The 17,609-nt window shown below is 55.6% G+C and carries 17 protein-coding genes; 5 read left to right on the forward strand and 12 right to left on the reverse strand.

Annotated elements, in window-relative coordinates:
- Positions 1–79 precede the first annotated feature (79 nt).
- Together KFJ24_RS06535 and KFJ24_RS06540 are read left to right on the forward strand one after the other, a co-directional pair.
- Positions 80–757, forward strand: coding sequence for a FadR/GntR family transcriptional regulator (locus tag KFJ24_RS06535; RefSeq protein WP_250830257.1), 678 nt, complete (start codon positions 80–82; stop codon positions 755–757).
- A 3-nt stretch (positions 758–760) separates the two neighbouring features.
- Positions 761–1,798 (forward strand): bile acid:sodium symporter family protein, encoded by a 1,038-nt coding sequence (locus KFJ24_RS06540; protein ID WP_250830258.1) that lies wholly within the window; start codon positions 761–763, stop codon positions 1,796–1,798.
- Here the strand turns inward: KFJ24_RS06540 and KFJ24_RS06545 are convergent.
- Complete coding sequence (locus tag KFJ24_RS06545; protein WP_434968033.1) at positions 1,754–2,410, reverse strand: J domain-containing protein; 657 nt, start codon at positions 2,408–2,410, stop codon at positions 1,754–1,756. The genes KFJ24_RS06540 and KFJ24_RS06545 overlap by 45 nt on opposite strands.
- Positions 2,411–2,707: 297 nt before the next feature.
- Between KFJ24_RS06545 and KFJ24_RS06550 the strand changes: the two genes are divergently transcribed.
- Genes KFJ24_RS06550 through KFJ24_RS06560 form a run of 3 tightly spaced genes read left to right on the forward strand, consistent with a single transcriptional unit; the run spans position 2,708 to position 7,645 of the window.
- The gene (locus tag KFJ24_RS06550) at positions 2,708–4,693 is read left to right on the forward strand and encodes a TonB-dependent receptor plug domain-containing protein (RefSeq protein ID WP_250830260.1); all 1,986 of its coding nucleotides are present in this window, start codon (positions 2,708–2,710) and stop codon (positions 4,691–4,693) included.
- A gap of 35 nt (positions 4,694–4,728) precedes the next feature.
- Positions 4,729–5,706 (forward strand): ABC transporter substrate-binding protein, encoded by a 978-nt coding sequence (locus tag KFJ24_RS06555; RefSeq protein ID WP_250830261.1) that lies wholly within the window; start codon positions 4,729–4,731, stop codon positions 5,704–5,706.
- Positions 5,699–7,645: an ATP-binding protein gene (locus tag KFJ24_RS06560; protein WP_250830262.1), complete on the forward strand. Its 1,947-nt coding sequence runs from the start codon at positions 5,699–5,701 to the stop codon at positions 7,643–7,645. Before KFJ24_RS06555 ends, KFJ24_RS06560 begins: the two co-directional genes overlap by 8 nt.
- A gap of 40 nt (positions 7,646–7,685) precedes the next feature.
- Here KFJ24_RS06560 and gorA read toward each other — a convergent pair whose 3' ends face one another.
- From gorA to gspE, 11 genes are all read right to left on the reverse strand, one after another.
- Complete coding sequence (gorA, locus tag KFJ24_RS06565) at positions 7,686–9,047, reverse strand: glutathione-disulfide reductase (protein WP_250830263.1); 1,362 nt, start codon at positions 9,045–9,047, stop codon at positions 7,686–7,688.
- A gap of 26 nt (positions 9,048–9,073) precedes the next feature.
- Positions 9,074–9,745 (reverse strand): GNAT family N-acetyltransferase, encoded by a 672-nt coding sequence (locus tag KFJ24_RS06570; RefSeq protein ID WP_250830264.1) that lies wholly within the window; start codon positions 9,743–9,745, stop codon positions 9,074–9,076.
- 56 nt (positions 9,746–9,801) lie between these two features.
- On the reverse strand, positions 9,802–10,332 hold the full coding sequence (gene gspM / locus KFJ24_RS06575) for a type II secretion system protein GspM (RefSeq protein WP_250830265.1): 531 nt from the start codon (positions 10,330–10,332) through the stop codon (positions 9,802–9,804).
- 4 nt (positions 10,333–10,336) lie between these two features.
- On the reverse strand, positions 10,337–11,641 hold the full coding sequence (gspL, locus tag KFJ24_RS06580; RefSeq protein ID WP_250830266.1) for a type II secretion system protein GspL: 1,305 nt from the start codon (positions 11,639–11,641) through the stop codon (positions 10,337–10,339).
- A 2-nt stretch (positions 11,642–11,643) separates the two neighbouring features.
- Positions 11,644–12,654, reverse strand: coding sequence for a type II secretion system minor pseudopilin GspK (gspK, locus tag KFJ24_RS06585; RefSeq protein WP_250830267.1), 1,011 nt, complete (start codon positions 12,652–12,654; stop codon positions 11,644–11,646).
- Positions 12,651–13,397: a type II secretion system minor pseudopilin GspJ gene (gene gspJ / locus KFJ24_RS06590; RefSeq protein WP_250830268.1), complete on the reverse strand. Its 747-nt coding sequence runs from the start codon at positions 13,395–13,397 to the stop codon at positions 12,651–12,653. Before gspJ ends, gspK begins: the two co-directional genes overlap by 4 nt.
- Positions 13,397–13,771 carry a type II secretion system minor pseudopilin GspI gene (gene gspI, locus KFJ24_RS06595; RefSeq protein WP_250830269.1) on the reverse strand — a complete coding sequence of 125 codons (375 nt, stop codon included), beginning with the start codon at positions 13,769–13,771 and terminating at the stop codon, positions 13,397–13,399. The genes gspJ and gspI overlap by 1 nt, the downstream gene beginning before the upstream one ends.
- On the reverse strand, positions 13,768–14,295 hold the full coding sequence (gene gspH, locus KFJ24_RS06600) for a type II secretion system minor pseudopilin GspH (RefSeq protein ID WP_284709161.1): 528 nt from the start codon (positions 14,293–14,295) through the stop codon (positions 13,768–13,770). Before gspH ends, gspI begins: the two co-directional genes overlap by 4 nt.
- A gap of 6 nt (positions 14,296–14,301) precedes the next feature.
- Entirely contained in the window at positions 14,302–14,754 is a 453-nt protein-coding gene (gspG, locus tag KFJ24_RS06605) for a type II secretion system major pseudopilin GspG (RefSeq protein WP_250830270.1), read from the reverse strand.
- 66 nt (positions 14,755–14,820) lie between these two features.
- Positions 14,821–16,032 (reverse strand): type II secretion system inner membrane protein GspF, encoded by a 1,212-nt coding sequence (gene gspF / locus KFJ24_RS06610; protein WP_250830271.1) that lies wholly within the window; start codon positions 16,030–16,032, stop codon positions 14,821–14,823.
- Between the two features lie 3 nt (positions 16,033–16,035).
- Complete coding sequence (gene gspE, locus KFJ24_RS06615; protein ID WP_250830272.1) at positions 16,036–17,544, reverse strand: type II secretion system ATPase GspE; 1,509 nt, start codon at positions 17,542–17,544, stop codon at positions 16,036–16,038.
- Positions 17,545–17,609 lie beyond the last annotated feature (65 nt).

The raw sequence follows: 17,609 nt of genomic DNA on the forward strand, positions 1-17,609 counted from the left end.
TCCGCATTCAGCGAACCTGCTTGAATGCTGAGGGGATTCATAGGATGATTGGTTGATGGGTTAACAGGATCATAGACATATGCTTAAACGTATTCGCAAGGGTTCCCTGGTCGAAACAGCCATCGAGAGCCTCCGACATGCCATCGAACATCATCAGTGGGCGGTTGGCGACAGGCTGCCTGTTGAGTCCGATCTGTCGGATGCGTTGGGGGTAAGCAGGAATACCGTTCGGGAAGCAGTTCGGGTTCTGGCGCACGTGGGCATGCTTGAAACACGTCAGGGTGATGGTACGTATGTGCGCGCAACGCGGGATGCCGGGGAAACACTGCGGCGTATTTCCCGCACCCGGCTGGCGGATCAGCTGGAAGTGCGCATTATGCTTGAAACGGAAGCGGCCACTCTGGCGGCGTCCAGGAGGACGGATCAGGATCTTCGCGCCATGACCGACGCACTAGACGCGCGGGCACGCGCAGGCGATGACCTTCCCGACCGTATCCGGCATGACGAGACCTTTCATCACGCCCTGGTGATAGCGTCCCACAACTCGGCACTGGCAGAGCTGTACGACTATTTCTCCCATGCTATCAGCCAGACAATCGAACGCACCGAAACCGACGCCGACTTGCCGGAGCCATCCCAGGAAGAGCATGAATTATTGCTTGCGGCGATCCGCCGCCGCGATCCGGCCAAGGCCGAACAACTGGCCAGGACGCTGCTAAAACCGAGTCTTCAGGTATTGAAAAGGAAAGATTCCTGAATCATGAAATCGAAGATTGATACCTTCACCCTGCTTTTGCTCGGCGCCGTCGTACTGGCTTCAATCCTGCCGGTCACAGGCACTGCAGCCGACGTTCTGGCGACCGCAGGTACCGTCGCGGTCGCCCTGCTCTTCTTCTTTCACGGTGCAGCGTTGTCCCGCGAACAGATCATTGCGGGGGCCACGCATTGGCGGCTGCACATATTGATCACTTCCCTCACCTTCGTTTTCTTTCCCCTGGCGGTGTTGCCCATTAACAGCCTGAGCAGCTTTGCACCTTCGTGGATGCCTGCGGATTTGGGGCTCGGCTTTCTATACCTTGGCGTACTCCCTTCCGCCGTCTCCTCGTCCATTGCTTACACGGCCATGGCAAGGGGCAACGTGCCCGCTGCCATTTGCAGCGCTGCGGCTTCCAACGTGTTCGGCATGATGCTGACACCGTTCCTGTTGCTGTTATTGGTCAGTACGTCCGGTGCCGGGGAGTTTTCAGTGTCAGAGGCGTTGAAGGACATTACTGTTCAGCTGTTGCTGCCCTTTGCCGCGGGACATGCCATGCGCCCCGTGCTGGGCGGTTATCTCGCGCGCAACGAGAGCATGATGGCCCGCTACGATCAGTGCGTTATCTGGTTGATTGTCTATTCCGCCTTTTCCCACTCGGTGGAGAGCGGCCTCTGGCAGAATCTGCCAATCCACGCCATCGTTTTTGCGATCCTCCTCTGTCTGGGTCTGCTGCTTCTGTTTATGGTGATGGCGCGCTTTCTCGTGCGGCGGTTCGGCTTCAGTCTGGAAGACGAGGCCGCCGTCGTATTCTGCGGTTCCAAGAAGAGCCTCGCATCGGGACTGCCTATGGCAAAAGTCCTGTTTTCCGGGCACCCGGGTTTCGGCATGATTGTTCTGCCGATTATGTGCTACAACCAGATTCAGGTCATTGTCGGCGCCTTTCTGGCGCGGAAATACCGTGTGTTGATTGACGAAGAGGCCGCCCGGAGTGCGGCCTCAACCGCCACCCATCCGTCCAAACAGGGCAGCGAGAATAGCTAGCCCTACGATCCAGCCAACCACCGCCGGCCAGAAGTTGACCATTTGCGGTGGCTGGTCCTCCTCAGCCTCTGGCCCATCAGCCTCCGGGTAGTCCCTCTGATCCGCTTCCTCCGGGGCACGCTGCAGACTCGACCAGTCAAACCAGCTCCCCAGGAACTGGGTTACTGATTCCGGAAAGCTGCCATTCTCCGCCATCGGACGGATCTGTGGTTCCAGTTGTCGTGCAATCTCAGCGCGCAGCGGCGTCTGATCTGCCGGCGGCTCACAAAGGATGGCCTTCCAGATACCGGCATCCTTGCTTCGACCAGGATCGTTTAGCAACGCTTTGATCTGGATAACCACTTCGCGGACAACCTGACCTTCATTGCCATCCAGTGGCCGATCAGCTATCTCCCGATTCGTTTCATCAGAAGGCCCGGAGGCCGTATTCGTTGCTTCAGTCTCCGGTTGTGCTTCCGGAGCGACCGGGGCCTGGCCAGTTGCTTCCCTGAACGCCTGATCGAGACGGTGCGCCTCATCACCTGAAGCGAACTTCATTTGTCGCTCATAGGCCTGTTGTATCTGCCCATGGTCACCTGTGGGTTCAATTCCGAGGATTTCCCAGCAATTCATAAAGCTGTAACTCCCAGCCTTGATTTTCATTACATTTTCGAGAGACAAACAGTCTGTCGTCCCCTACGATAGACACAGACCAAAAAAATACAGTTCCAATTCTTTAGCCCGGCAGATTATAGAACGTCACCCATGAAAGTTTCGATAAAAAATAACTCAACCAGATCTCCCGAACCGCTGACCAAAAGCCTCGGTTTGACCCTTGCGATAATCTGCGCCGCTCACGCTCCCGTCTTTGCCCAATCGTCCGACCCTACATTGGCACCAGAGTTCCTTGCCTTCAACGGTGAACCGTCATTGCTACCCGAGGTCCTGACGACAACGCGACTCCGGCAGTCAAAACTGAAAGTTCCGGGCACTACAACGATTATTACGGGGGAATTGATTCGCGATCTCGGCGTCATGAACCTGGCGGAGGTGTTCCGGCTGGTCCCCGGCATGGTTGTTGGTAAACGAGGCAGCAACAATACGGTTACGACTTATCATGGCACCTCCCAGTATGAGCAACGCCGCTTACAAGTGCAGGTCGATGGACGCACCGCCTACCGCGTCAGCCTCTCGGACGTGGACTGGATCGCCATGCCCGTCGCACTGGAAAACATTGAACGTATTGAGGTGAGCCGCGGCCCGAACTCGGCCGCTTATGGCATCAACGCCTTTCTCGGAAGCATCAACATCATAACCCGTTCGCCCCAGGATACGGCCGGAGCCGAGTTATACAGCTCGGTGGGTTCACGCGGTCACCTGCGAACCTTTACATCCGTCGGCGATACAAGTCCCGATACCAGCTGGCGACTTTCCTACGAAAAGCGAAAATCAAACGGGTTCGATGCTCAGATAGAAGGCAACGAAATACTGCCGTTCCACGATGGCTATGATGTTAACAATTTCAACTTTGACAGCATCCTGGTAATCGACAACCAGCACTCACTGGACCTGAGAGCGGGTGTCCTCGATGGTGTCAATGAGGAGGATAAATTCAAGTCCGGCAAGCTTGGCGCCGTCACCAACCCCGATATCGAGTTGAATGATTACTATCTGCAGGCGCGCTTCAATGGAGAAACTTCAGACCAGCACTTTTACTATCTTCAGGTCAGTTACCAAAATCAGAAGCGCAGGCAGAGCTGGTCGGTCTCAATTCCGGCAGATGCGTTCGTAACACTCCTGCCTCCGTCCGCGCCTGCCTTTCCGACCGATCAGGGTCCCTTCGTGGCCGATCTCAATGAAGACGCTGAAGAATCACGACTCGAATTCGAGCTGCAGGACACCCTTGTTCTGAATCCGGAGCTTCAGTTCGTTTCAGGTATCGGCTATCGCGAAGACACCTATCGATCCGAAACCTTTTTCAACGGTTCCGGCAACAACTACCAGACTCGTTTATTCGCCAACGCAGAATACTCCCCGCTAAACTGGCTGACATTAAACGCAGGCGGTAACTGGGAGAGAACAACAACGACCAGAGAGACCTACTTTTCACCACGGGTTGCCTCCAACTTCATCATCACTGACAACCACGCCATCCGGTTTGTTTTTTCACGCGCGGTGCGCACGCCAGACGCCTTCGAGCAGAATCCGGACTGGTCATACCGCCCAGCCAACATCCAGGCTCCGTTCAGTGCGCTCGAAGGCTCTCGCTTTATTGTTGAGGACCTCGTTGATCAACAAACCTCTACATTCGGCGAGGAACTCGAGGAAGAGTGGATCACCTCGCGTGAGATCAGCTATTTTGGGCAGTTCCACCTGGATAATGCCCTTATGAGTGTGGAGGTCCGCTATTTTAACGACTATCTTCGGGATATGATCAGTGGTGTGATCAACGAGGAGGAGTGGTACATCGACAACAATGTTGCCCTGGATCAGGAGGGTGTCGAACTTGAGACCTCACTGGAGTTCTCCGGCACAAAGCTGCGCGCAACATACGCCTATCTGGATCAGGAAGGTCGGTATACCGGTGAACCGGGCGCACTGCCCCCGGAAACCGAGGAACGTGCCGTTGAACTGCTTGGGCGACTGTCTGCTAGGCATTCCGGCAGCTTCGCGTGGATTCAGGACCTTCCACTTGACCTCACTTCTTCGGTCTCTTTCTATCTTACGCATGAGGTCAGGGACACCCGGTTCAAGCGCGCCGACTTCCGCCTTGCCCGACGCGTGGACAGGTCTGACTACAGTTATGTTCTGGCGTTTAATATCAAGCATTACATTGATCAGGAGCCCTGGATAAGCCCTGACAATATTATTAACAGCAACAACCAGTTTTTTGTTGAGGCCGGTATTCGCTTCTGATTTTCGCGCAGGGATTGCATGTGACCCGGGACGGTATGACACGCATCAAGAGCACCAGGATCTTCAGGAAGATTATAAATATCGTCCGGAACCTTATGTTTCGGATGGTGTTTCTAGTTTTTTCCTTGTTTTTCCCCACAACCTCGTACTGCCAGGAAACCTCCAGTAAGTCGATTTATATTGCAGGTTCAGGAAACACCGCCCTGGACCAGCATATGTCATCGCTGCTTCAAGACCGGTTAGGGAATGATTTCAACCTGGTCATGCTCCCTGAAGATCGGGAAGCGATGATCACAGATACCCCCATTGTCAGTATTGGCCCCTCTGCGTTTTCCCGGGTACGACAAGCCAATCGTTCCGTGCCTATACTGGCTATGTTCGTTGAAAAAGATTTGATTGACGGCTTTGCCGCTCGAGCACCCGGTCAGATTTCGGGGGTATTTTATAACGTACCCCTGCTGCGTCAGGCGCTGACGGGAAAGTCCATTCTTCCCAATGCTACAAAGGTTGCTCTTCTCGCTACGACAGAATCTGTGGAACTATATGAGCCGCTGCTTGACGCTCTTCCAGCATACGGAATGACAGCCAGGGTCTTTGTGGTTGATAACAGTAACGACCTGATTCCAACCCTGGTCCGGGCGCTGAGATATGGAGACTTCGTGCTCGCGGCGCCGGACGATACAATCTATAACCCCCGAACAATCAAGCACATCCTGTTGACGGCTTATCGGCATAACAGATTCGTCATCGGTCCAAGCCAGGCTTATGTGAGGGCAGGTTCCCTGGCCTCAAGTTATGCGCCGTTCTCCGTGATGGTCAGCCAGGCATCCCGGTTTCTCAAAGAGTACTTTGCCAGCGGTCAATTGCCGCCGCCTGCCTACCCCGATATCTATCGGGTCAAAATCAATCGGCAAGTAGCCAGATCCATGAATATCCCTCTACCTGAAGGAAAGAACATCAGTGACGAGGTGGACCATGCGCTAGGTAAGAAATCGGGGGTAGACGTTGACTGAACCGAACGCCACCCAGACTCCGTTGTCTCGCAAACTGTTATTGCTGGGCGCCCTGCCCGCTGTCCTGATGTTTGTCGTGTTGATGTTGTTCTTCACATCCGCCCGGCTTGAGGATGCCCGTCGCGACCTCTCACAAAGCAGTCAGATGCTTGCGGATAGCCTGGCCCCCGCGCTCGAATATGCGGTGGTCTCCGGCAATAGAGCAGTACTTGAGCAAATCCTGGAGCGGTCAATCAAACGCAGCAAGGCCGAGTGGATCCGGGTATCGGATGTGATGGGCGATCAGATTGGCTTTGTTTCTGAAAATCCTGTGGAGAACCCGCCTCAAGCAACGCACTACAATATTTATGAGGCAGAAATACTTCAGCAACCCCTGGATCTGGACTCAGGCCGGGAGGTTGAGTGGTTTGAGCCGGACTATGGGTTTGATTCCGGTGCTCTCCGGGTAGGTACCGTTCAGGTCGGGGTGAGCACCAAGCTCTTTGCCAGCCGTCGCCAGGATATTCTGTGGACCTCCCTTGCCGTTGGTATTGCGCTCCTGCTGTTCACCATTATTCTGGTTAGTCACTACCTTAACACCATACTCTCTCCAATCAGGGCGCTCGGTGACCGGGTAACAAAACTGATCAAAAAGGATTACACGGAAGAACCGCTCAATAACCACCGAAACTCCCGGGAAGTGGTTGAGATCGAAAAACAGCTGAATGATCTTGCGGCTCACCTGACTGATCTTAAAACCTCGAGAAACCAGACACTCGCGGCGTCCGAGAGCGCCCGGGAAAAAGCGGAAATGGCAAGCCATGCCAAATCCGAGTTTCTCGCGACCATGAGCCACGAACTTCGGACTCCTCTGAACGGGGTTCTTGGTATGATTGAGTTGATCCAGGAAGAACCTCTCACTCCCCGGCAACGTGACTACCTGGTTACTGCAAAACAGTCGACGGAAGATCTTCTGACAGTCATCAGCGATATTCTGGACTTCTCTCGCATGGACAGCGGCACGCTGAAACTGGAGAGCCAGGAGTTTGATTTAAAGAACCTCATTTCCAACTGCACCGCCACCTATCGCCATCTTTCGGAACAACAGGGGCTGGTCCTGACGCTCAATTTTTATGGTGAGTGGGCAGACAAGTCTCTGGTCGTTGGTGATCCCGCCCGACTACGTCAAATTCTTGCCGGACTGTTGGATAATGCCATCAAATTCACCGGGGACGGGTTTATCAACATCCAGGCGGGGTGTTTTGGTCTTGAGGATAACTGCATCCTTCTCAATTGCTCGGTCAGCGATTCCGGCTCAGGTATTCCGGTCGAACGTCTTGGGGATATTTTCAATTCCTTCGAGCAACTGGACGGTGGCGATACCCGTCTTCATGGTGGCACAGGACTCGGACTGTCTCTGGTTCAGCGGCTGGTTGAGCTGATGGGGGGGCACATTCAGGTGGAAACGGATCTGGGCAAGGGGTCATCATTCCGTTTTGAGCTGCCTTTTGAACTGGCCACGCCCAATACCCAGGCCGAACCGGACGTCAATCCACCGCAGCGTGAAGAGCCGGACCTGTCTGGCCATGCCCTGATCGTAGAAGACAACCCGGTAAATCAGCGCGTAGCCAGGGCCATGCTCACCCGTCTTGGCTTCCAGACAGACGCCGCCAATAACGGAAAAGAAGCCCTGGACCTGGTAAAAACCAACCATACCGGATACGACGTGATTCTGATGGACTGTCAGATGCCGGTGATGGATGGATATGAAACCACTCGGCACATACGTGAGTGGGAGCGTGGCAACGGACAGACAGGCACGCCTATCATTGCGCTAACAGCGGACGTTTTGGCCGGCACAGAGGAAAACTGCCGCGACAGCGGTATGAATGATTACCTCGCGAAACCGGTAAGAAAGGAAAACCTCAGGGCCGTTTTAGGCAAGTGGATTATGCTTTGAGGCGAACAGGAGCAGGCCCTTCCATGGGCCCTTTTCGATCTCAGGCCACCGGCTCGCGCATGGTAACGAACTCTTCTGCCGAGGTGGGATGAATACCCAGAGTGGCGTCAAACTGTGCCTTGGTCGCTCCCGCCTTGATGGCAACTGCCAGACCCTGCGTGATCTCACCGGCATCCGGCCCCACCATATGTGCACCCAGCACCTTGTCTGTTTCGTCATCGACAACCAGTTTCATGAGACTGCGTTCATCCCTGCCACTGAGGATGAACTTCATCGGGCGGAATTCGGAACGGAAAATCCGTAAACGATGCCCGGCCTCGCGGGCTTCCTCTTCCGTCAGCCCAACCGTACCGATGTTGGGCTGGCAGAATACCGCCGTGGGAATCGCCGAATAGTCCATATCGCCCTGCCCGTCACCGAACAGCCTGCGCGATAGCACCATACCCTGGGCCAGCGCAACCGGGGTCAGCTGGGGTGTGCCAATCACATCCCCCAACGCTGTGATAGAAGGGACAGCTGTCTGGAAGTGATCATCTACAACCACATGGCCTGATGCACTCAGCTGAATGCCCAGATTGGTCAGGCCCAGGCCATCCACCAGGGCTCGCCGGCCTGTGGCCGCCATAACCAGTCCGGTTTCCAGGGCCTCTCCGTTATTGAGGTTTACCCGGTAATGGGCGCCCTCTGTTTCGACGGATTCGATTGTGACACCAAAGCGAAGTTTTACGCCTTTTTTGCGCATCTCCTGCTCGGTGAACTCACGGACATCCCCATCAAAGCCACGAAGGAACAGGTCCCCTCGATACAGCAACGTGGTTTCCACCCCAAGCCCGGCAAGAATCCCTGCGAACTCTACCGCTATATAGCCGCCACCCCAGACAACCGCCTGTTTCGGCAATTGCGGCAGGTAAAACATCTCATTGGAAGTGAGGATGCCTTCCTTGCCGGGGATATCGGGAACCACCGGCCAGCTGCCCGTCGCCACCGTAATGTGGCGGGCGGTGTAGGACTGGTCGCCAACGACAACGGTATTACCATCACTGAGGGAGGCCGTCCCCTCGATGACAGTCACGCCGGCATTTTCGAGCAACCGTCCGTAGATCCCGTTCAGACGTTCGATCTCGGCATTCTTGTTCGCAACCAGAGTCGGCCAGTCAAACGTTACGTTTTCCAGAGGAACGTTCCAGCCATAACCTGCTGCATCTTCCAGCTCATCGTGGACGTGAGCCCCGTACACAAACAATTTCTTGGGCACACATCCCACGTTGACACATGTTCCTCCCAGATAACGGGACTCAACCACCGCAACCTTGGCCCCACGCTGCGCAGACATCCTTGCCAGTCGGACTCCCCCGGAACCGGCACCAATTACAATGAGATCAAAATCATGGTTGTCAGACACAGTGTCTCCTGTTGTTTACTCGAAATTCAGATTTGGCCCGGTGCGACCGCCTGCTCCTCGGGATAGACTTCCCTGAACAGCACGTGGTCCTCAAAATCACCCAGACGGATCGTGCCCAAACTGCGGAAACCCTCAGATTCATAGAACGGCAGATAACGATTATTGCCGGTGTCCAGCACCAGTCCGCTTCCCCGCGGATTTTCCAGGCACAGCTTCTCAACAGCTTTGAGTAACAGGCGACCATAACCGCGGTTCTGATATTTCGGATTAACCCCCATCAGAGGGAGTTGATGCGCGAGGGGCTGAGGCAACATATTCCGGATTTTCTCATGGTAATCCAGATACCGGCGTGTTGATGCGAAGCCGGTGGTCAACACCATCCGGATGCGCCAGCTCAACTGATCCGCCAGGTTCATGCGTAGTTCGGGATCGCCAATAAAGGCTACTGCAACCAGCGTGTCGTCTACCATCACGCCGACAGCATCCTGTTCCAGTGCGAAATACAGGTCAATCAATTCCCGGATCGTCGCCCTGACCCGCTGATCATAACCCGCACGCCGGTGATCAAACAGATACTGGAACGTTGGTTCATCCCGGTAGGCATGGTAGAGAATAGACCTGGCCTCGTTAGCCGCACCTGTATCCAGGCGAACAATGACCGGCTCAGATTTGTTATTGTTTTCGCTGCCGTTACTCATCTCTTTCCTCTCCTGCTTCAGTCCGGGGAGACAGCCCCGGCGACTGTGCTTCAGTATCAGATGGTCAGTGTTAAACGTACGGAAACCCGTCCCGGTTCATTGGCCTTATCCATGGCCGCCTGATCGATAATCACACCGTGGTCACCATTCAGGCTTTCCAGCCAGGCGGCCACATCGGCAAAGGGCGCCCCTTCAATCCACACCCGGATGGCATCCTCTCCGCTCGGTTCGAAACGCTGGAGAGACAAGCCGGAATCACGGGCCGAACTGGTAACCAGAGCCATCAGTGCACGGCCATTTGCGGGCGTGTCCGCCGAGGCAGCGCCGGACGACCCACCACCCGCTCCAAGGCGCTTGATGGATGCCTCATTGGACTTCATCCAGGCCAGCAGTTCGGCTGCATTTTCCCTGGAACTGACCGCCTGATCATTAAACGTTGCAGCGGGTTGCCACACTGCGAAATAAAGAACCCCCAGCAATACCGCCACCGCGAGCACCATGAGCGCCTGCTGGTCCCGCTTCGGAAGCTGATCGTATTGGGCAATCAGCTTACCCACAGCGGTCTGATCTTTCAGTTTAGCCAACATTCCATCAACCCCCGGATACAGTCAGGCGACCGCGGGCGCCACTTGATTCATTCACCACCGACCCAATCTGCGCCTCAAGCCCCTGCCTCGCCAGGCCGTTTCGCAGGGCGCTCAGCCGGTCATAGCTGTCTGCACGAACGTCCACCACGAGCTCTCCGCGGGTTCGGCTGTAGTTCACAGAACTGAAGTTTACGGATCGGGCCCCGGGTAACCGGGAATACTCCTGGCCGGTGTACTTCATGAGAGTAATGAAGTCCACCTCAGGCCCCTGGGAGCCTGCTACCCTCAACTGCCCTTCAATAACCCTGCGGACCTTGCCGGCGTCAGTCTTCCGGTCCTCCGGGAATGCCTCGCGGTATATGGCCATGGCCTGCTGTTCCAGTTCATCCGCCTGTTGCTGATAATAAAAACCCATGCCTACTTCCAGCGCCACCTGAATGGCAAACCATACCGCAGCGACCGCGATCAGGGGTTTCCAGGGCTTAAGCGGATTTGCTTTATTGGACCGGTTCGAGAAGCGCCCCTGGCAAAGATTGATGGGCTGGCACAGGTGGTGGTGATGGGCGTACGCCAGCAGCTCCAGTGGCATCAGTTCCAGCGTCTCACGACGTACCGTAAGACGCCCGGGCGACATCAGCTCGCCGATCGCGGCTTGCTGTACCTCGAACTCTTCTGCGGTCGCGTACAGCGTAACCGGTACCTCGGCGACCACATCTTCAGACGGGGGAACGGCCAGTGTATGGGCGAACATGCCCAGGTTGGCAGATTGCATGCTCAGCCATTCACCACGATCACTCACCATCAAGGCTATCTCGCCGGCCAGGCAAATAGCCCAGCCGCCCTCGGTTATCGGCAAGAGCGCCGCATCCGGGTAGATAGATTCAAGCCTGACATGGTCCCAGCCACTGAGCAGGGCAACCCATTGCCCCATCCTCGCCTCATCAATGGCGGCAACAGGATAACCTTCGTCGGTGTGCCGACCCAGAGCGAGATGGACGGTGTCGATATCCTGGGCGATCTGCTCTTCGACCGCATACGGCAATGCCTGATTGATAAACCGGCTTTGCTTTGCCGGTATATCTGCAACACAGAACAGCGCCTCATCGCCGGGGATCAGACCAATCAGCAACACATTATCAAGGGCGTTTTGCCCCAGTGTCTGCTCAATCGCATTACGAGGGTCACCGATACCGCGAGCCTGGGCATCCCCACTGGCATCGTGAAGTACCCAGTTGAACAGCTGCGCCTCGGGATTCTGGTCAGGATCCGAAAAGGGAGGAACGGGCCTCACGTAAAGGCGATAAGACATGGTTATCCTTCTGAAATTGTATAGGGCTCTTTGGTGATTCTGTTTTTCTGTCCGGTATCCCTCTGAACCGTCCGGACCTCACCTTCCGGGTTACGGAAAACGGTGCTGACCATATTTACGACCCGATTATCGTAGGTAATCCTTGAAGCAACTTCAAAAAAACGGGTTTGCAGGCCAAGTCCTGCGGATTTCAGGCCCAGGCCGGCGAATTCGGGCAGCGCCAGAAAGTCCTGCAGATTGTCGAATGGTTCTTCATCCCGTTTCTCAATAATAGATGCTGCCTGAGCTTCCGTCAGCTCACTACTCAGGGACTGGATAACCGGACCTGTCGCGGTGTTGACGTTGATTCCAAGACCACTTACCGGAAGCGCTGCTACGTGCTGACTGAGAACCTCGTACGCTTCTTCGGTCATGCCTTCAATGAGACGCAACTCGGTAACGCTTACAAATGGCTGGTTGCCGGCACGGTATCCCGGATCCGCCATCAGGTACTGTCCGTCCTCTGCACCATAGGCACTGACCGTCTGGTCATCAGAGTCGATCCAGTCGATCAGAGAATCCACAGTGATCGTCGTAATGCTCAGCGCTGCCAGGAGACGGGTCAGCCGCTCTTTGGTCAGGGTATCCACCTGGCCACTTCCTGACACCAGATCGTTCAGGTTGATGCGCCCGCCCAGGCCATCCACCTGAACCTCCGCAACCCCATTATCATCCAGCGGCAGAATCGCGGCGTTCGCGGCCCAGAACTCGTCAAGACTATCGACCATCTGGTTGTCTTCTTTATCTTCCTCATAATCCCTGACCAGAATCTGACGGGCAAACGCCTCCGCTCCCAGGGCAATGCTACCCCCCTGTTGCTGGGCAAGATAGTGGCCGGCCTTGAACACACGAATGCTTTGCTGTTGTGTCATACCCGCAGCCAGCATCACCACCAGAGCCATGGCCAGCAAGACCATAATCAGCGCAACGCCCCGCTCGCGATGCCCCCCGTGTTGGCAACACCGGCCACTCATGGCTGATTACCTCCCTGTGATGGCTGCTCCTGTCCCTCTTCCTCTGCCTGAGCATTGGCCTCGTTGCTCTGGTTCACCACACTCTGGGCCTCATCAGGGTCAAAATCCGGCAGGGCAAAGGTTCGCACGAGCTCCCCGAAGGTTTCATGCTCGATACTGATTTCCATGCCCAGGGGTAATCGCAGGTCCGGTCGATCTCCCGGACTGAGGGCTGCCATCATTTCATCCGTTGGCCACTCAGGTTGCCAGCTCCGCTGGTCGTTGAGGAAACGGACATCAAAAGCCGTAACACCCTCCAATAGCAACACATCCTCGCTGTTATCTTCTTGCCCCTGATCAACCACGGGCCAGTACCGCCGATGCAACTCGCTGCCCGTATACTCCCAGCCAACCCGCTGAAGCCCACTCCGCCGAATTCCAAGTGGATTTCGCCAGCCCTGGCGGGTAAGCAACAACGCAAAATCACCCTGGCGACTGGTCAAGGCAGGCTGGTAGTCACCGTAGACATCTCTGGCCGGACGATTGACGATCTGGATGATGTCACGCTCCAGCAGCAACATAGTGCGCTGAACGCCATCAAACTCCTCAGCCACCTCGTTGACCCGGTCCCTGGAATTCACCACGCCGTTGATCACCTGCCAGACCCCGAGCCCTATAACCGCGGTGATGGTAACCGCGATTAATACTTCCATGAGGGTAAAGCCTCTCTGTCCAGGCACGGTCAGGTGAGAGGAAACAGCCATCAGTTTTCCCCTACAAACGCGGACAATGTGTGCACCGGCACCGGCCTGGATTGGTCACCACGATATTTGCCCACGGTTACCTCGATCCGCCGCATGGTTGGTTCGGCGGTAGCGGTCACCGTTGTCGTAACCTTCCAGCGAAAGGGGCCATAATCAGTGTCTCGGGAGCTTTCTGAGATTCCGGGCAGCGTTTCCTCGAGTCGGATCTCGTTAATTCGGTTATCTGCGAGCCAGCCAGCCAGGGTTTTGTCCCGGATTCTCTCGTAGCTGGAAATATACTGGCTGCCGACCTGTGCTGCGGCAGTGGCGATGAGACCAAAAACCAGCAAGGCGACAAGCACCTCGATCAGAGTAAACCCCTTTTGAACCTTCACGGCCCGTCCTCGTCGCCAGGATGGCGCCACTCAAGAGGAGACACGCCATCGGAGGCGATCACATGCACGTAGTCGCTGCCCTTACCTGCCGTGAATTCGATTTCGAAGGGTGTGGTTTCACCGCTTGAGAAAAACACCACATCCGGCAACAGCTTGTCTTCAGCCGAGGCCAGTCTGGGCGCGTCACTCTCGATAAACCTGGTCACCACAAGCCAGTCAGGAAAGGTCCTGAGCCGGAACATCCGCTCGCCCGACGCCTTCCAGTCGCCGGTCGAATCCTGAAACGCCACGAACTGGTAGCCGTCATCGTTGAACTGCAAGCCCATCTCAAGATTATTGAGAACAGACTGCTCCGAAGCTGTCTGCATCAAAAGATAGAGCTCGCGAACCTCATTCTCCAGCTCCCGCTGCTGGGAGCTGCCACCCATGCTGAACACGGCAAGCGCTGCCAGCAGTCCAACAATGATCAGAACGACCATTATTTCAATCAGTGTAAAACCGGCCTGCTGGGTCCTGAGTCGCAAAATGGCCTAGCCCTCGGAGTTCCAGACGCTGATATCAGATGCGTCGCCGTCACCACCTTCCTGACCATCGGAACCATAGGAATAAAGGTCATAAGGACCCTCGGTACCGGGGCTTATATACTGGAACTCAGCCGACCAGGGGTCCTCAGGAACGCTCTTGAGGTAGCCGTCCGGGTTCCAGTTTTTTGGTTCCGGGCTGCCGCTGGGCTTTGAAACCAGCGCCTCAAGGCCCTGCTGGGTCGACGGGTAGTGGCTGTTATCCAGACGATAGAGATCAAGGGCACTCTGGATGTTCTTGAGCTGGGTTTCGGCAATCGTCACCTTGGCCTGATCACTTCGCCCCATGATGTTCGGGGCAACAATAGCCACCAGAAGGCCGAGGATTACCATAACCACCATGATCTCAATCAGGGTAAAACCGCGGCTGGTATTCCGTTTGTTGATTTGTTGAATTCTCATCGTCTCACTCGTCATTGGCTTGGCATCCTTACGTTTAATAAACCGGTCCCTGAAAATCCGTTGCTCCTAGCCCACCAGATTGCTCATATTCAGTATGGGCAGCATGATGGCCATAACAATAATCAATACCACGACCCCCATGACCAGGAGCATCATTGGCTCGAATAGCCCAACAATCGCCGCTATCTTCGATTGCAGGGTGTTTTCCTGCATCCGTGCCGTGCGCTCCAGCATGCTGTCGAGTTCACCACTGGCTTCGCCGCTGGCGATCATATGCAACATCATTGGCGGAAAATATCCGGTCTGATCCAGCGACCGGTGCAGGGAGCCACCCTCGCTGACTTTCCGCGCCGCATCACGGAGTTCACGGCGAAGAAAATCGTTGGATAACACTTCCCCTGCGATGCGCATGGCTTCCACCAGTGGCACACCACTGGTTGTCAGAATGCTGAGGGTGCTGGCGTAACGCGCAGTGTTCACACCCCGAACCATCCCGGAGAACAGCGGCAGATGCAGTAGCCGCTTGTGAAAGCGCATGCGAAACCCGGACTTGGTCAGTGCATATCTAAACGCCACAACCCCGAGAAACAGCAGGATTGCGAGGTACACACCGTAATTGGCCAGAAAATCCGAAACCGCCAACATGGCGCTGGTCAGTGCCGGCAATTCCTGCCCCTGCTTCAGGAATACTTCAATAATGTCCGGAACCACATAGGTCAGGAGAAACACAACAATTGCGATGGCAACAACACTGAGGACGATCGGATAAATGGCTGCGAGCTGAATCTTCTGTCGTGCCTCCTGGCGCCCCTCGGTATAGTCTGCGAGCCGATTCAGAACCAGGTCCAGGTGCCCTGCGTGTTCACCGGCCGAAACCGTTGACCGGTAAAGGCGCGGGAAGGCTTTCGGGAACTCGCCAAGGCTGTCTGCCAGGCTGTAGCCTTCCATGACCTTTGCGCGAATGGCGATCATCATACTGCGAATGCGGGGTTTGGCGTTCTGCTGTGCCGCAGCCGATAGCGCCTGCTCAACCGGAATACCGGACTGAATCAAAGTGGCCAGTTGCCGGGTCACCAGCGCCAGATCGGCGGCTGCCAGAGAACCGCGGCTACTGAGAGGGTTGGCACGGGGCCGTTGCTCTACAGCGGGCTCTACCGCCAGCGGAGTCAAACCTTTCTCACGAAGCTGCTGACGCACAGCACGAGGCGCATCTGCCTCCATCACTCCGTGCTTCTGTTTGCCTCGGGCATCCAGCGCCTTGTACTCATAGGCCGCCATGATTTACTGACTCCGGTAGGTAACGCGAAGAACCTCTTCCACGGTGGTCACACCGTCCAGAATTTTCTGTACCCCGTCAGCGTGAATGCTGGGCCCGCGCAGCCGCGCTTCGCGTTCCAGATCCAGCTCACCTGCCCGTTTATGAATCAGTGCACTGATCTCCTGGTTTATTTCCACCACTTCATAAATACCTATCCGGCCCCGGTAACCGAGGTGATTGCAATGCTCACACCCGCGGGCACGGTATATGGTTGGCGGGCTGGAGAAATCCTGCTGCAAGAATTCACAATGCTCTTCCGTCGGGGTATAGGGTTCACGACACTCCTTACACAAAACCCTGACCAGCCGCTGGGCAACAATGCCCACCATACTGGAGGAAATAAGGAAGGGCTCGATTCCCATGTCCATCAGACGGGTAATGGCACCAACGGCCGTATTGGTATGCAGGGTGGAGAGTACCAGGTGACCGGTCAAACTGGCCTGAACCGCGATTTCGGCTGTTTCGAGGTCCCGGATTTCACCAATCATGACGACATCCGGATCCTGACGCAGAATCGCCCTCAGGCCGCGGGCAAAGGTCATATCCACTTTGGGATTAACCTGGGTCTGCCCAATGCCGGGCAAGTTGTATTCAATCGGGTCCTCAACGGTCAGGATGTTGCGGCTGCGATCGTTGATTTCCTGAAGGGAGGCGTAAAGTGTTGTGGACTTACCGGAACCGGTCGGGCCCGTCACCAGCAGAATACCGTAAGGCCGGTGAATCAGTTTACGGAGAACTTTAAGGTCACCGCCGGCCATTCCCAGAGATTCCAGACGAATTGCCCCGGCCTGCTTGTCGAGCAATCGCAACACCACCCGCTCCCCGCTGGAGGAAGGCATGGTCGAGACCCGGATATCCACTTCACGACCGGCTACCCGAAGAGCAATGCGACCATCCTGAGGGACGCGCTTTTCGGCAATATCCAGCTTGGCCATAACCTTGATGCGCGAAACCAGTAATGGTGCCAATGCCCGCTTGGGCTGAACAACTTCCCGTAAAACGCCGTCAACGCGGAACCGGACAACCAGCCGCTTTTCATAGGTTTCAATATGAACATCAGAGGCACTGGTCTTGACCGCCTCGGTAAGAATGGCGTTGATCAGGCGGATGATCGGTGCATCGTCTTCCTGCTCGAGCAGGTCTTCGGTCTCGGGAACAGAATCCGCCAGTGATGCCAGATCCATATCATCCCCGATGCCTTCAACCATCTGCATCGCTTCTGCGGAATCGTTTTGATAGGCAGCATTCAGGGCCTGATCGAAACGGTCGGGGTCAATGGAGGAAAATCTGGCCTGGCCACCACTGATACGGTTCGCCTCTGCCAATGCAGAATGGGAAGCACCCGGACGAATCAGGATAACCGGTTCACCGGCATCCGATCGTGTAAGGATGACGCCATTACGTTTGGCAAAAGTGAAAGGTAGACGGCCCAGCGGAGCATCCTGCTGCTGATATTCGGTTTCTGTGGTCAAGGTCGTCCCCGTCTTGAAATTCTTTTCGATTCAATCAATTCTGAAAGGCTACCACAGGATGTGGA

Origin of the sequence: Marinobacter sediminum (assembly GCF_023657445.1) — a bacterium.
GTDB classification, from domain to species: domain Bacteria; phylum Pseudomonadota; class Gammaproteobacteria; order Pseudomonadales; family Oleiphilaceae; genus Marinobacter; species Marinobacter sediminum_A.

What these genes read in the sequence shown, in the direction of transcription:
- KFJ24_RS06535 (WP_250830257.1), top strand. Translation starts at nt 80, where the DNA reads ATGCTTAAACGTATTCGCAAGGGTTCCCTGGTCGAAACAGCCATCGAG.
- gspM (WP_250830265.1), bottom strand. Translation starts at nt 10,332, where the DNA reads ATGTTGGCTAAACTGAAAGATCAGACCGCTGTGGGTAAGCTGATTGCC.
- gspF (WP_250830271.1), bottom strand. Translation starts at nt 16,032, where the DNA reads ATGGCGGCCTATGAGTACAAGGCGCTGGATGCCCGAGGCAAACAGAAG.
- gspG (WP_250830270.1), bottom strand. Translation starts at nt 14,754, where the DNA reads ATGAGAATTCAACAAATCAACAAACGGAATACCAGCCGCGGTTTTACC.
- gspJ (WP_250830268.1), bottom strand. Translation starts at nt 13,397, where the DNA reads ATGGCTGTTTCCTCTCACCTGACCGTGCCTGGACAGAGAGGCTTTACC.
- KFJ24_RS06570 (WP_250830264.1), bottom strand. Translation starts at nt 9,745, where the DNA reads ATGAGTAACGGCAGCGAAAACAATAACAAATCTGAGCCGGTCATTGTT.
- gspL (WP_250830266.1), bottom strand. Translation starts at nt 11,641, where the DNA reads ATGTCTTATCGCCTTTACGTGAGGCCCGTTCCTCCCTTTTCGGATCCT.
- KFJ24_RS06540 (WP_250830258.1), top strand. Translation starts at nt 761, where the DNA reads ATGAAATCGAAGATTGATACCTTCACCCTGCTTTTGCTCGGCGCCGTC.
- KFJ24_RS06545 (WP_434968033.1), bottom strand. Translation starts at nt 2,410, where the DNA reads ATGAATTGCTGGGAAATCCTCGGAATTGAACCCACAGGTGACCATGGG.
- gspK (WP_250830267.1), bottom strand. Translation starts at nt 12,654, where the DNA reads ATGAGTGGCCGGTGTTGCCAACACGGGGGGCATCGCGAGCGGGGCGTT.
- KFJ24_RS06555 (WP_250830261.1), top strand. Translation starts at nt 4,729, where the DNA reads ATGACACGCATCAAGAGCACCAGGATCTTCAGGAAGATTATAAATATC.